Below are 12508 nucleotides of genomic sequence, written 5' to 3' on the forward strand. Positions count from 1 at the left end.
CGCAGCCATTTTTTCGCTCGCGCCGAATCTGATCAATTATTTTCTGTGCGCCTGCAAATGATTTCATCGTGCTCTGTTCCGGTTGTCGGCAATTTTTGCTTGACCTGCTTGCGGCACCATGTTTTTATAGTGAAAAACTTCAGCCAGCGGTGCCATGAACAGCATTTTGTTGTTAATCAGCCTCTTCCTTGTCATTGTAGCTTTTGTCCGGGCGGTCAGCAAGCATCGCGCACGGAAAAGCAGCTCGCCGCCGAGAAAAAAATCCCCTGAACGAGCAGGCCGCGTTCCGAGCGGCAGCACACCGAAAGAGCGCGGCAGGCAAGGAGAAGCGGCGGTGAATTCCATTCTCAAGGACTATTGCCGCCGCACGGGCGGGCAGCTTTTAGATAACGTGATCCTGAATTTTGCGGGCGGGACAACGCAGATTGACCATATCCTGCTGACAACAACAGGTGTGCTGGTGATTGAAACCAAGAACTATTCAGGGTGGATATTCGCTGGAACAGAAGATGCCGAATGGACACAGGTCGCAGGAAAGGCTAAATATATGTTCCAGAATCCCTTGCGGCAGAATTATAAGCACTGGCTTGCCGTACAGGACTTGCTCACGTTTCTTCCTCAAGAGTTCATCCAAGATGTCGTCGTATTTGCAGGAACCGCCGAATTTAAAACTAGCATCCCTGAAGGAGTTCTTTTCTTAGAGGAGCTGGAAGAATTTCTTGAGCGGGTCAATTTTGGCCGCATCAGCGCGAGCAGCTTGAGCCGGGCAGTCGCTCACTTGGAATCAGCCCGGCTGGAGCAGAACGAGGAGACTGATCGAAATCACATTGAGTTTTTGGAAAAAACGTTTGGCCGCCGCTGAGTGGCAGGGAAGACGAGAAGCTGGCGGCTGAATTGCAATATCGCTGCAACAACGTGTAACGCATAAAAGATTATGCGACACGAGACGGCGATTTCGGATTGAGATATCTGCTCTTCTTCTCCGCAAGCTGCAAAATCTGGCTGCGCTCCAGGCCAACGGCGTATTGCTGCGGTTCTTGGTCTTCTTCCATATCCTTGATCAGCCGCTCAAGTGCCGCCAGCGGATCGCGCAGGATGTCGCATTCCCAGAGGACAAGCACCCGCCAGCCCTGCGACTCCAAGTCCTTGACCGCCGCTGCGTCCCGGGCCATGTTGCGGGCGAATTTCTGTTGCCAGTAATCCTGATTGCTGTTTGGCATCCGGGCCTTGGCGCAATTTTCGTGCCGATGCCAGAAACAGCCGTGGACAAAGATGACGGTTTTGTATTTCGGCAGAACGATGTCCGGCGAGCCGGGCAGCGTCCTGTTGCTGATTCTGAAGCGGAAACCAGTCCGGTGCAGCAGCGAGCGGATGATCAGCTCCGGCTTGGTGTGCTGGCTGCGGATGCGGCCCATGTTCCATGAGCGTCGCTCTGGCGGCAGGGTGTCGGTCATGCCTCAGGGCTGCTGTTGGACATAAATCAGCTTGCTGGTGTCAAAGCCGCGCTGCCGCGCCTGCTCGGCAAAGCGGGTGAGCAGCTCCGTATCTACCGTCGGAGTGCGGGCCAGCAGCCAGAGATAGGAATGATCCGGGCCAGCGACAAAGGCGTATCGGTACTGCTCCTTGTCCAGCTCGAAGATGACGTAGGAGCCGTAAAACGGGCCGAAGAAGGACACCTTCAGATAGCCGGTGCCCGGCTCTTCGACAAAAAAAGCCTTGCCTGCCGCCTCCTTCCATTCCTGTTTGGCCGCAAGGAAGCCACGATTTTTGACCGCCACGCCGCCGTCCTCGCGTAAGGAGTATTCAGCAGTGACGCGCTCCATGCCCCGCTCGAAAGAGTGATCCAGCCGGGCGATTTCATACCACCTGCCGAGATAGCGGTTCAGCTCAAAGCCAGTCACTGGCTGGACATTCTTCGGCATTCCGAGACAGCCGCCCAGTGTCAGGGTGGAGAGCAGGGCGAGCAGCCGCCGTGTGATGCTCATATCCTTCACCTCATTCCGAAATTAATTCATCAGACGATCTTGCCTTCTTTCACATGCTCCCGCAAGCTGGCCGCCTCCAGCCGCTTTGCGTCCAGCTCGACAGGTTGTTCAGAAGCGTCAGCCAAAACAGTTTTCAAATCTTCCATCACCTTGATGCAACGGGCAAGCACAGCCTTGCCCGTTGTTCCTCACCCCTGCCAAAACGGCGACATCGCCCTTAGCCCGGCAATAATCTCCGGCATCTTGGCCAGCACGAAGTCCACTTCCTCCTCGGTATTATATATAGAGAGGCTGAAGCGGATGGAGCCATGCGCGGCGGTGAACGGCACGCCCATAGCCCGGAGCACATGCGACGGCTCCAGCGAGCCGGAGGTGCAGGCCGAACCGGACGAGGCGCAGATGTTGTGCCGGTTCATGTGCAGCAGAATGGCCTCGCCTTCCACGTACTCAAAGCTGACGTTGCTGGTGTTGGGCAGGCGCAGCTCGGCGTGGCCGTTGCGCATGGATTTGGGAATGGAGGCCAGCAGGCCCTGTTCCAGCTTGTCGCGCAGGGCGCGGACACGGCTGTTCTCCTCAGCCATCATCTTGCCAGCTAACTCACAGGCTTTGCCGAGGCCAACTATCGCGGCAACGTTCTCGGTGCCGCCGCGCCGCCCTTTCTCCTGATGCCCTCCGTGGAGGAAGGGCACAAAAGGAGTTCTCTTGCGCACATAGAGCACACCAATCCCTTTCGGCGCGTGCAGCTTGTGGCCGGAGAGCGAAAGAAAATCAATCTGATTGCTCTTCATGTTGATCGGCACCTTGCCAACCGCCTGCACCGCGTCAGTGTGGAAGAGTATGCCGCGCTCCTTGGCCAGCTCTGCCATCTTCTCAACCGGGAAGAGTACACCGGTTTCGTTGTTCGCCCACATCGCTGAGACCACAGCGGTGTCATCAGCCAGAGCATCCCGATAATCATCAAGATCAAGGGTGCCGTCCGCCCGCACTCCCAGCCTCGTGACACGATGCGGCTGGCCGGTGAACTTGTCCAAGTTCTCGCAGAGATTCTTCACTGCCGGATGCTCGACTTTGGTCTTGATCACGTGCCGCTTTTCGGGAAAGGTCTGCAAGGCGGAGAGTATGGCTGTGGAGTCGCTCTCCGTGCCGCAGCTCGTGAAGACGATCTCGCTTGGCTCCGCGCCAAGCAGCTCGGCCACCTGCGCCCGCGCATTCTCCACCGCCCGCCCGACTTGGCCGCCAAAGGTGTGCATGGAGGACGGATTGCCGTAATACTCGGTGAGAAAGGGCAGCATCGCCTCCAGCACTTCCGGGGCAATCCGGGTGGTGGCGTTGTTGTCCATATAAATTACTTTATCCATTATCGCGCCTCCTCAACAATCAGGGTTTCTGAGACCTGCTCGCGCAGCTTCTTCTCCACATAATCCTTGAGGGTGGTGAGCGAGGACTGGCAGCGCGAGCAGGCTCCGCGCAAGGAGACGGTGACAATGTCGCCGTCCACATCAATCAGCTCGATGCCGCCGCCGTCCTTCTTCAAAGTCGGCAGTATCTCCCGCTCAATCACGTCCTCAATCTTCTTGATCTTCTGCAAGGTGGTCATGCGCTGCGCTTTGGGCTGGACTGATTTCTCCGCCGCCATCGCCTGCACAGTCTGCTGGAGGATTTCCCGCAGCTTGTCCTCGCAGCGACCGCAGCCGCCGCCCGCCTTGGTGAAGTTGGTGATGTCCTCCACCGAGCGCAGGTTCGATTCCCGGACAGCGCGGATGATTTCCAAATCCGTCACGCCGAAGCACTCGCAGATCACGTTGCCCTGCGCCATCGGCAGCATCACGCCGCGATAATCAGCAATGGCCGCCTCCAATGCCTCGCGGCCCATTACCGAGCAGTGCATCTTCTCTTTCGGCAAACCGCCGAGCGCGTCAGCAATCTGCTGGTTGGTGAGCTTGGCCGCCTCGTCTATGTGCATTCCTTTGATGATCTCAGTCAGCACGGAAGAGGAGGCGATGGCCGAGGCGCAGCCGAAGGTCTTGAATTTCGCATCCGTGATGATGCCCAGCTCATCCACCTGAATGGTCAGCTTGAGCGCGTCGCCGCAGGCCAAGGAGCCGACCTCGCCGGTGCCGCTCGGCTTGGCCAGCTCGCCGACATTCTTCGGGTTGATGAAATGCTCCTGCACTTTGTCTGTATAATCCCACATGATAACTGTCCGTGTTTCCGTTCTGAATGTTGCTGACCGCCGCTGCGGCGGGCTATTTGCAGATGCGCCAAGATTACCCCAAAACAACGGGCCGTGCACGGGTTAAGGTTGACAGTTGGGCAATTTTTTAGCATAGTCTTTACTGAGGAGTAAAAGCCGTCCAGCATCAGGCTGGACGAACGAATTCTACTTGCAAATCGCGGCTTCAGGGAGACTGAATATGGGACAGGCGCATGATGAGAAATTGATCCTTTGGTTTGATGAAATCGGCATTGAGGATGTGCCGCTGGTCGGCGGCAAGAACGCCTCGCTTGGCGAGATGTATCAGCATCTTACCGGCAAGGGCGTGGCTGTCCCGCACGGTTTCGCCATCACCGCCTACGCCTACCGCTATCTGCTCAAAGAGGCGGGCATTGAGGCGGAAATCCGGCAGGTGCTCTCCGATCTGAACACCGAGGACATGGCCAACCTCGCCGAGCGCGGGGCCAAGTGCCGCGACATCATCCGCAACGCTCCTTTCCCGCCCCTGCTGCGCGACGCGATCATTGAGGCTTACAAGAAGATGGAGGCGGAGTACGGCCCGAACGTGGATGTGGCCGTGCGCTCTTCCGCTACTGCTGAGGATCTGCCTGATGCTTCCTTTGCTGGTCAGCAGGAGACCTACCTGAACATTCACGGCTACGAGAACATCATTCAGAACTGCCGCAAGTGCTTCGCCTCGCTCTTCACCAACCGGGCGATTTCCTACCGCCAGCATCAGGGCTTCGGTCAGTTTGATGTTTATCTCTCCATCACCGTGCAGAAGATGGTGCGCTCTGACTCCGCTTGCTCCGGCGTGCTGTTCTCCATTGATACCGAGTCCGGCTTCAGGGATGCAGTGTTCATCACCGGCGCATGGGGTCTTGGTGAGAACGTCGTGCAAGGCGCAGTCAACCCGGATGAGTATTATGTCTTCAAGCCGACCCTGAAGCAGGGCAAGCGGCCTGTGGTCAGCAAGAAGGTTGGCTCCAAGGCGATCAAGATGATCTATGACAATGACCCGTCCACGCCGGAGCCGGTCAGGAACATTGACACCACGCCTGCGGAGCGCAACGCCTACGTCATCAACGACGATGAGATTCTTCAGCTCGCCAGCTGGGCCTGCATCATTGAGGATCATTACAAGAAGGGCATGGACATTGAGTGGGCCAAGGACGGCGACGGCGTGAACGTCGGCACCGGCAAGCTCTTCATCGTTCAGGCCCGCCCGGAGACTGTGCATTCGCAGGCCAACAAGGGCGTGATGGAGACCTACAAGCTGCTGGAGCACAGCAAGGTGATCGCCAAAGGCTTGGCGGTCGGCAGCAAGATTGGTCAGGGCGTGGCGCACTGCATCGCGGATGCCAAGGACATCGGCACCTTCCGCAAAGGCGAGGTGCTGGTTACGGACATGACCGATCCTGACTGGGAGCCGATCATGAAGATTGCTTCGGCGATCATCACCAACCGGGGCGGTCGCACTTGCCATGCGGCGATTATCTCCCGCGAGCTGGGCATTCCCTGCGTCATCGGCACCGGCGACGGCTCTGAGCGGATCAAGACCGGACAAGAGATCACTGCCTGCTGCGCTGAAGGCGAGACCGGCTTTGTCTATGAAGGCCTGCTGAAGTTTGAGGTGCAGAAGACTGACCTTGGCAGCCTGCCCAAGACCAAGACCAAGATCATGATGAACCTGGCCATCCCGGAGAAGGCTTTCACCGAGTGCCAGATTCCCAACGACGGTGTTGGTTTGGCCCGCGAGGAGTTTGTCATCAACTCGCACATCGGCCTGCACCCGCTCGCCCTCTACAACTACGAGGAGCTGAAGAAGTCCAGCGACCCGGAGAAGCAGGAAGTTGTCCGCCAGATTGACGCGAAGACCGGCGCGTATGCGGACAAGAAGCAGTTCTTCATCGACAAGGTGGCTGAGGGCGTGGGCCGCATCGCCGCTGGTTTCTATCCGAAAGATGTCATCGTCCGCCTCTCCGACTTCAAGAGCAACGAATACGCCAACTTGGTCGGCGGCCATTTCTATGAGCCGGAAGAGGAAAACCCGATGATCGGCTGGCGCGGTGCGTCCCGCTACTACGATCCGAAGTACCGGCCTGCCTTTGAGCTGGAGTGCAAAGGATTGCTCAAGGCGCGCAACGACATGGGCCTGACCAACATCAAGCTGATGGTGCCGTTCTGCCGCACGCCGGAAGAAGGCAAGAAGGTTATTCAGGTGATGCGCGAATGCGGCTTGGTGCAGGGCGAGAACGGCTTGGAATTGTACGTGATGTGCGAGATTCCGAGCAACGTCATCTGCGCTGATGCGTTTGCCGACATCTTCGATGGCTTCTCCATCGGCTCCAACGATCTGACCCAGCTGACGTATGGCCTTGACCGTGATTCCGGCCTGCTCACCGGCATTGCCGACGAGCGGCACGCGGCGGTGAAGGAGATGATCCGCATGGTGATCAAGACCGCCAAGCGGCGCGGGCGCAAGATCGGCATCTGCGGCCAGGGGCCGTCCGACTTCCCGGACTTCGCCACCTTCCTTGTTGAGGAGGGCATTGACTCCATGTCCCTGATCCCGGACACCGTCATCAAGACCCGGATGGCCGTGCATGAGAAGGAGAAGGAAATGGGGATTGCGCCGAAGTGAGCGTGTAACAACTCTCTGAAGTAAAAGAAAGGGCGGGCCTACAGGTTCCGCCCTTTTTGCTTGCTTGACAGGCGGCAGATGACCATGTTACCATGACTATGGTTAGCAACTTTATCCTTCACCAAGAGCAAGTATGCTGGAAACCGTTTCAAAGTCCCGCTTCAAGGCAAAGGCCCTTGAATACTTCCGCAAAATAGAGCAGAACGGGCAGGCTGTGATCATCACGGATCATGGAAAGCCGGTGCTGAAGATAGCCCCTTTTGATGAAAAGGAAAAGACGCAGGCTGTGCTGCACGAGCTGCGCAATTCGGTGCTGCGCTTTGATGATCCTTTGGAGCCGGTCGCATTGGATGACTGGGATGCGATGAAATGATTGTTTTGGATACGCATGTGTGGCTCTGGTGGATCAGCAATCCAGAAAAACTTGCGGCAGATGCGGCACTGGCCATCAATGATGCGGCGGAAAACAACGGCATCCTCATTTCCTCCATTTCTGCTTGGGAGCTTGCCCTGCTTGTCGAGAAAGGAAGGCTGGTGCTGTCAATAAATGTGCAGGACTGGATACGGAAGACGGAAAGCCTGCCATTTGTCCGCTTCGTTCCAGTGGACAACGCCATCGCCCTGCGTTCTGTCTCGCTGCCCGGCATCTTTCATGCTGATCCGGCAGACCGCATCATTGCGGCCACTGCGCTGGTCATGGGTCTGCCGCTGGTGACGAAAGACGAAAAGATACGGGAGGATCCGCATCTCCGCACGATCTGGGGAGAATGACAGAAAATGGCTGCGTCAGCAGATTATGTCAGCATTCTCAAAAAAACGCTGCACGATGCGGTGCGTGTGCAGCCGCGTCTGCAACAGATCAGGCTGTATCCGGTCTGCGATGCGGAGACAGGGCATTTCTTGGTTTTGGCGACAGGTTGGGACAAGCAGAGCTGGGTTGATGCAGTGCTGTTTCATGCCCGTTTAGTTGATGAGAAGGTTGTGATTGAAGAGGACAATTTTGAAAAGGGGCTGACAGATGCGCTCATCACAGCGGGAGTCCGCCGCGAAGATATAATAACTTCTTCTGTTCAAAAGCAAGGATTTTGTTATGGAAACTAACGATATGCTCTTTGAAGACATTTTTACGTTTTTAAAGAATAATTATCGGGGGATTGGGGTCGCTGGAACTCTTATCGGTGCGTTTCAAGCCATATTCTATTGCAGTTCAATTAATTACTATCCTTCTGGGATGACAATTGCTGATACGTTGTTTTTCTTATGGGTATTTGCTATTTCTGGCGGGATTTATTCTGTAATATCATTAACTTTATTTCGAGCAAGCCTTCTTTGGGTTGCTTTCTTTCCAAAACCGACAGAATCAGTCGCTAAAAAAGTTTTAAAAAACAATAAAATTAATACTCATAGTATTAAAGATAGGCCCTGTGTTATAACTGAAGGGATTTTTTTCAATAGTTTAGTCTTTCTATTTTTAATTTTAATGGGTTCTTGGATGATAGTCTTAATGACTATTGGAGTATACTTATTGATGATAGTTGGTTATTACGCATTAACTGCTCTGCTTAAAAAAACTGATAGCAGTATTATTGTTGATGAAAATGAACAGAGCAAACATCGATCATCAATATCAATGTCAAATGCAAGATTATACGTGTTTGGTCTTATTTATTTTGCTCCGTTAATAGTTGGCAATATCTCTCTTGCTGGAGGTGTCGCGAAGCAAACATTCCAGACAATGGGCGTAAGAATAATTAACGCAGATGTCTTAATCGAGAATGTATCTATTCAAGAAATATTAGATCAACTAAAAAATGAAAAATTATCAATAAAGTCTGTGGAGTGTGGTAATAGTAATTGCGTCGTAAAAAATGCTATTATCTTATTCACAGGGATTGGTAATAATACAAAATTGGAAATAAGCGATCAGTCAGGTTCAGTAGAATTGATAATTCCAAATTCAGCTATCAAATGTATATTTAAAAGTAAACTAATAAAGCAAAAAATATAATTATAACATGTCAATAAGTATATTCTACGACATTATCGATCTATAGTTATTTAAAGAAGATTATTAAAAATGGAAGCAATTAAAGAAAGTTCGGTGCTGATAAATAAAAACTACGCTGAACTGCTGCCTTCATTCAACGATGACCTCCAATCAGCAGTTGATGCCGCGTTGCAACGCTACCTGATTGATGAAATTGCCGCCAAGATTGCTGGCCTGAAGAAGAAAGAAAAGCTGTTCCGGCTGAAATACGGCTGAGATTACAAAACCTTTTCCCAGTGCACAGCGGAGGATGAAGAATACATCAATCAGGTCGAGAGCAGCATCAGCAAACTCTGGGAGTCTGACTTAGCTGATTGGGAATTCTGCGAGAAAGGAATAAATGATTGGACGAGAAAATTGCAGAGTATTTTGCTGCTGTCATAACAACAGCGGCAGGCATCTTTGAAAATTGTGCGCATGAGCAGGACTGCACGCCAGAACGGGCAATCTTGCAGCTTCATGGCTAATATGGTTCATGCAAGATTCTCATCACCGAGTTGTTCAGCGACAAGCTGCGAAAGTACCGCTATTACGTTCTGCAAGGAAACCGCGTAGAAGCAGGATTTGACAATGCTCCTGATCCACGGGCCATCCGCATGAAATACGGCAAGATCGGCAAAGAACATGCAGACGAAAACATCCCGCATCTTCATTTGGACGATAAAACCAGCATGGTGCTGACTGAAGAGATGATGTTCTCTGATTTTGTTGAGTGGTTGCAGAACAATCGCTTGCAGGCTGTAGAAGAAAGGAAGGACGGGGAAAGTTAAATACATTCAAAATGATCCCCCGTCCCTCATCACCCTCACTCCGTCTCCCCGCTCTTCTTCTTCGGCTTCTTCCGGTCACTTGCCCGCGTGCCGCCGACCATCTCGTATTCAGAGGAGTCCGGGCCGCACACCGCCTTGACCGCAAGCCGCACTTGGACGATGAAATCACTCAACGTCCCGGCCTGATCGCCCTTGGAATTGATCAAGCGTGTCCGATCCGCATTCACCGAGTCTATCTCGCTGATCACGTTTTCCAGCGCAATGATCTTCGCTCCCATCTCCGCCGCCGAAATCCCGGCGGGCAGCGTCGCGCTGATCTTTTCCAGAGCCTTTTTGATTTCCCCCGCTTCCTGAAGCAGCTTGGGTATGCTTCCGCCAATCATTGCAGCCTCCTTGCGTTGTGTGTTCAAGCTCTTTCGTCAAAAGAGACGGCCCGCTGCCCGCAGCACAGCATGAATTTGTTACTGCGCTGCCTTCCTTTCACGAGAGAACAGTTCCTTGTTTGAATAGAACCTCTTCTTTTCTAAAATGAGAGACTACTTTTTTAAAGCGAACATCATTTTTTGCCAATAGATATGCTTCTCGAAAGAAAATCGAGCTTCCTATTTAAAAGAGGAAGACCTCTCTCGAAAAATGTAGCTCTTCTCTTTGAGCGAGTACCTGTGCTTTTCAAAAGAGCAGAAGCTCTTTCGTTTAGCGGAGCCGCGCATTTCTTCCGCAGCCCTGTCCACTTTTTCCCGCTGACCTGAACTTTGCTTCCTGCCCGGTTTAACTCTCTTTCTCGCCGCTGTCAAGAGGCATTTCTCCATTGCCAAAAAACAGTTGCGCCGGGCTGCGTTCTGCGGTAGCTTTCTGCATGGAAGCCGCCAATTGAGAAGTAGGAAGAGAACTCTCCGCCAAAGAAGAAAACGCCATGACTTCGCTTGATGCTGTCAAACGTTGCCTGACCGAACAAAAATCTCTGCTGAAGAACAAATACAAAATCAGCAAATTGAGAATATTCGGCTCCTATGTCCGAGGAGAACAGCGCAACGAAAGCGATGTGGATGTCCTGATTGATTACGTAGAAGCACCAAGTCTGATTGCACTGATCGAGATGGAAAATATGTTGAGCGACCTGCTTGGCCTAAAGGTTGATCTTGTCACCAGCAAGGGACTAAAACCGCAGCTTCGGCAGCATATCCTTGATGAGGTTATTTATCTGTGAGCGTTCGGCGTGCTCCTCTCTTTCTTGACGATATTCTTGAGGCCATCAACGCTGTTGAACGCTTCACTGCGGGAATGAATTTCGAGCAGTTCTATCATGAAGAAAAGACCATCCGCGCTGTAGAATGAGAGCTTGAAATCATCGACGAGGCGGTCAAAAAAATTCCAGAACACATTGTCAAAGCGCATCCAGCAGTGCCTTGGTGGGCAATCGCTGGAATGAGAGACCGCTTGGTTCATCATTACTGGGATACGGAAGTAGAAATCCTTTGGAGCACCATTGAGGAGTCGCTGCCGGAACTGAAGGCAGAAATAACAGCGATCATAAATAAGGGAATCGCAGAAGCAGGAAGTTGTCCGCCAGATTGACGCGAAGACCGGGGCTTACGCCGACAAGAAGCAGTTCTTCATTGACAAGGTGGCTGAGGGCGTGGGCCGTATCGCCGCTGGCTTCTATCCGAAAGATGTCATCGTCCGCCTCTCCGACTTCAAGAGCAACGAGTACGCCAACTTGGTCGGCGGCCATTTCTATGAGCCGGAAGAGGAGAACCCGATGATCGGCTGGCGCGGCGCGTCCCGCTACTACGATCCGAAGTACCGGCCTGCCTTTGAGCTGGAGTGCAAGGGCCTGCTCAAAGCCCGCAACGACATGGGCCTGACCAACATCAAGCTGATGGCGCCCTTCTGCCGCACGCCGGAAGAGGGCAAGAAGGTCATTCAGGTCATGCGTGAGTGCGGCTTGGTGCAGGGCGAGAACGGCCTTGAGCTGTACGTGATGTGCGAGATTCCGAGCAACGTCATCTGCGCTGATGCGTTTGCCGACATCTTCGACGGCTTCTCCATCGGCTCCAACGATCTGACCCAGCTCACCTACGGCCTTGACCGCGACTCCGGCCTGCTCACCGGCATTGCTGACGAGCGGCACGCGGCGGTGAAGGAGATGATCCGCATGGTGATCAAGACCGCCAAGCGGCGCGGGCGCAAGATCGGCATCTGCGGCCAGGGGCCGTCAGACTTCCCCACCTTCCTTGTCGAGGAGGGCATTGACTCCATGTCCCTGATCCCGGACACGGTCATCAAGACCCGGATGGCGGTGCATGAGAAGGAGAAGGAAATGGGGATTGCGCCGAAGTAAGGTGGCGGCAAAAAAGGTGCGCTTGTTCTTTTAGTGTGCTTTTTTTAGCTTTTTCTGATTCAATAGAAAAATATCCTCCAATATAACATAGGATTTACGCAGTTTAATACTGCGTAAATCCTTTCCATCTTATGGAGATTGCAATCATGGCAAACAATACTTTACTACAGAAAACAAGAATTTGTTGTTATAAATGCAATTCGTTTTGTCGCAGCTTTTTGGGTGCTTATTTTTCATTCAAGTATCCATTTTGGGAAGATTAATTCTTTGTTTATAATTCAACCAATTATAGACCAATGGGCATTAGCGATGACTCTTTTTTTTATTCTTTCCGGATTTGTTCTTGCCTATCGCTATCGTGATTTTCAAACCAAACAAGATGTAGACGCAGTTGCATAAAGGTTGATGTGATCAAGCGTATAAATGGGTTTCGCCAAATAGGCCCGAACAGCGTTGCGGATGATGGAAGTCTTTGCCTCAACCCAAGAAATTCCTTTGACAAAGCA

General features: G+C 52.8%; 16 protein-coding genes and 1 pseudogene. 12 read left to right on the forward strand and 5 right to left on the reverse strand.

Annotation, left to right across the window (positions count from 1 at the left end; genetic code table 11):
• Positions 1–154: 154 nt before the first annotated feature.
• Positions 155–862, forward strand: a complete 708-nt coding sequence (locus ACNKH6_RS02090; RefSeq protein WP_417913887.1) for a nuclease-related domain-containing protein — start codon at positions 155–157, stop codon at positions 860–862.
• A 70-nt stretch (positions 863–932) separates the two neighbouring features.
• Here ACNKH6_RS02090 and ACNKH6_RS02095 read toward each other — a convergent pair whose 3' ends face one another.
• From ACNKH6_RS02095 to nifU, 4 genes are all read right to left on the reverse strand, one after another.
• On the reverse strand, positions 933–1454 hold the full coding sequence (locus tag ACNKH6_RS02095) for a very short patch repair endonuclease (protein WP_417913888.1): 522 nt from the start codon (positions 1452–1454) through the stop codon (positions 933–935).
• A 3-nt stretch (positions 1455–1457) separates the two neighbouring features.
• Complete coding sequence (locus ACNKH6_RS02100) at positions 1458–1985, reverse strand: lipocalin family protein (RefSeq protein ID WP_417913889.1); 528 nt, start codon at positions 1983–1985, stop codon at positions 1458–1460.
• Between the two features lie 188 nt (positions 1986–2173).
• Positions 2174–3343, reverse strand: a complete 1170-nt coding sequence (nifS, locus tag ACNKH6_RS02105) for a cysteine desulfurase NifS (protein WP_417913890.1) — start codon at positions 3341–3343, stop codon at positions 2174–2176.
• Positions 3343–4179, reverse strand: a complete 837-nt coding sequence (nifU, locus tag ACNKH6_RS02110; RefSeq protein WP_417913891.1) for a Fe-S cluster assembly protein NifU — start codon at positions 4177–4179, stop codon at positions 3343–3345. The genes nifS and nifU overlap by 1 nt, the downstream gene beginning before the upstream one ends.
• 220 nt (positions 4180–4399) lie before the next feature.
• Here nifU and ppsA point away from each other — a divergent pair, with 220 nt between their 5' ends.
• The 7 genes from ppsA to ACNKH6_RS02145 all read left to right on the forward strand — a co-directional run bounded on the left by ppsA (position 4400) and on the right by ACNKH6_RS02145 (position 9661).
• Positions 4400–6844 carry a phosphoenolpyruvate synthase gene (ppsA, locus tag ACNKH6_RS02115; RefSeq protein ID WP_417913892.1) on the forward strand — a complete coding sequence of 815 codons (2445 nt, stop codon included), beginning with the start codon at positions 4400–4402 and terminating at the stop codon, positions 6842–6844.
• Positions 6845–6977: 133 nt separating this feature from the next.
• On the forward strand, positions 6978–7217 hold the full coding sequence (locus ACNKH6_RS02120; RefSeq protein ID WP_417913893.1) for a type II toxin-antitoxin system Phd/YefM family antitoxin: 240 nt from the start codon (positions 6978–6980) through the stop codon (positions 7215–7217).
• A complete protein-coding gene (locus tag ACNKH6_RS02125; protein ID WP_417913894.1) occupies positions 7214–7615 on the forward strand; it encodes a type II toxin-antitoxin system VapC family toxin in 402 nt (133 codons plus the stop codon). Before ACNKH6_RS02120 ends, ACNKH6_RS02125 begins: the two co-directional genes overlap by 4 nt.
• 6 nt (positions 7616–7621) lie before the next feature.
• Positions 7622–7945 (forward strand): element excision factor XisI family protein, encoded by a 324-nt coding sequence (locus ACNKH6_RS02130; RefSeq protein ID WP_417913895.1) that lies wholly within the window; start codon positions 7622–7624, stop codon positions 7943–7945.
• Entirely contained in the window at positions 7935–8852 is a 918-nt protein-coding gene (locus tag ACNKH6_RS02135) for a hypothetical protein (protein ID WP_417913896.1), read from the forward strand. Before ACNKH6_RS02130 ends, ACNKH6_RS02135 begins: the two co-directional genes overlap by 11 nt.
• Positions 8853–8921: 69 nt before the next feature.
• Positions 8922–9107 carry a hypothetical protein gene (locus tag ACNKH6_RS02140; protein WP_417913897.1) on the forward strand — a complete coding sequence of 62 codons (186 nt, stop codon included), beginning with the start codon at positions 8922–8924 and terminating at the stop codon, positions 9105–9107.
• Between the two features lie 281 nt (positions 9108–9388).
• Positions 9389–9661 (forward strand): hypothetical protein, encoded by a 273-nt coding sequence (locus ACNKH6_RS02145; RefSeq protein ID WP_417913898.1) that lies wholly within the window; start codon positions 9389–9391, stop codon positions 9659–9661.
• 35 nt (positions 9662–9696) lie between these two features.
• Here the strand turns inward: ACNKH6_RS02145 and ACNKH6_RS02150 are convergent, their stop codons facing one another.
• Complete coding sequence (locus ACNKH6_RS02150; RefSeq protein ID WP_417913899.1) at positions 9697–10044, reverse strand: hypothetical protein; 348 nt, start codon at positions 10042–10044, stop codon at positions 9697–9699.
• Positions 10045–10574: 530 nt separating this feature from the next.
• On the opposite strand from ACNKH6_RS02150, the gene ACNKH6_RS02155 reads away from it, so the two are divergent.
• The 4 genes and pseudogenes from ACNKH6_RS02155 to ACNKH6_RS02170 all read left to right on the forward strand — a co-directional run.
• A complete protein-coding gene (locus tag ACNKH6_RS02155; protein ID WP_417913900.1) occupies positions 10575–10868 on the forward strand; it encodes a nucleotidyltransferase family protein in 294 nt (97 codons plus the stop codon).
• The gene (locus tag ACNKH6_RS02160; RefSeq protein WP_417913901.1) at positions 10865–10996 is read left to right on the forward strand and encodes a DUF86 domain-containing protein; all 132 of its coding nucleotides are present in this window, start codon (positions 10865–10867) and stop codon (positions 10994–10996) included. Before ACNKH6_RS02155 ends, ACNKH6_RS02160 begins: the two co-directional genes overlap by 4 nt.
• 12 nt (positions 10997–11008) lie before the next feature.
• Positions 11009–11236 (forward strand): DUF86 domain-containing protein, encoded by a 228-nt coding sequence (locus ACNKH6_RS02165; protein ID WP_417913905.1) that lies wholly within the window; start codon positions 11009–11011, stop codon positions 11234–11236.
• Positions 11220–12002 (forward strand): annotated as a pseudogene (locus tag ACNKH6_RS02170) (putative PEP-binding protein); the annotation flags it as partial. The gene ACNKH6_RS02165 and the pseudogene ACNKH6_RS02170, both read left to right, overlap by 17 nt.
• Between the last annotated feature and the right edge of the window lie 506 nt (positions 12003–12508).

The sequence above is a fragment of the Candidatus Electronema sp. JM genome, from assembly GCF_048287415.1.
GTDB lineage: Bacteria > Desulfobacterota > Desulfobulbia > Desulfobulbales > Desulfobulbaceae > Electronema.

What these genes read in the sequence shown, in the direction of transcription:
- ACNKH6_RS02090 (WP_417913887.1), top strand. Translation starts at nt 155, where the DNA reads ATGAACAGCATTTTGTTGTTAATCAGCCTCTTCCTTGTCATTGTAGCT.
- ACNKH6_RS02095 (WP_417913888.1), bottom strand. Translation starts at nt 1,454, where the DNA reads ATGACCGACACCCTGCCGCCAGAGCGACGCTCATGGAACATGGGCCGC.
- ACNKH6_RS02100 (WP_417913889.1), bottom strand. Translation starts at nt 1,985, where the DNA reads ATGAGCATCACACGGCGGCTGCTCGCCCTGCTCTCCACCCTGACACTG.
- nifS (WP_417913890.1), bottom strand. Translation starts at nt 3,343, where the DNA reads ATGGATAAAGTAATTTATATGGACAACAACGCCACCACCCGGATTGCC.
- nifU (WP_417913891.1), bottom strand. Translation starts at nt 4,179, where the DNA reads ATGTGGGATTATACAGACAAAGTGCAGGAGCATTTCATCAACCCGAAG.
- ppsA (WP_417913892.1), top strand. Translation starts at nt 4,400, where the DNA reads ATGGGACAGGCGCATGATGAGAAATTGATCCTTTGGTTTGATGAAATC.
- ACNKH6_RS02120 (WP_417913893.1), top strand. Translation starts at nt 6,978, where the DNA reads ATGCTGGAAACCGTTTCAAAGTCCCGCTTCAAGGCAAAGGCCCTTGAA.
- ACNKH6_RS02125 (WP_417913894.1), top strand. Translation starts at nt 7,214, where the DNA reads ATGATTGTTTTGGATACGCATGTGTGGCTCTGGTGGATCAGCAATCCA.
- ACNKH6_RS02130 (WP_417913895.1), top strand. Translation starts at nt 7,622, where the DNA reads ATGGCTGCGTCAGCAGATTATGTCAGCATTCTCAAAAAAACGCTGCAC.
- ACNKH6_RS02135 (WP_417913896.1), top strand. Translation starts at nt 7,935, where the DNA reads ATGGAAACTAACGATATGCTCTTTGAAGACATTTTTACGTTTTTAAAG.
- ACNKH6_RS02140 (WP_417913897.1), top strand. Translation starts at nt 8,922, where the DNA reads ATGGAAGCAATTAAAGAAAGTTCGGTGCTGATAAATAAAAACTACGCT.
- ACNKH6_RS02150 (WP_417913899.1), bottom strand. Translation starts at nt 10,044, where the DNA reads ATGATTGGCGGAAGCATACCCAAGCTGCTTCAGGAAGCGGGGGAAATC.
- ACNKH6_RS02155 (WP_417913900.1), top strand. Translation starts at nt 10,575, where the DNA reads ATGACTTCGCTTGATGCTGTCAAACGTTGCCTGACCGAACAAAAATCT.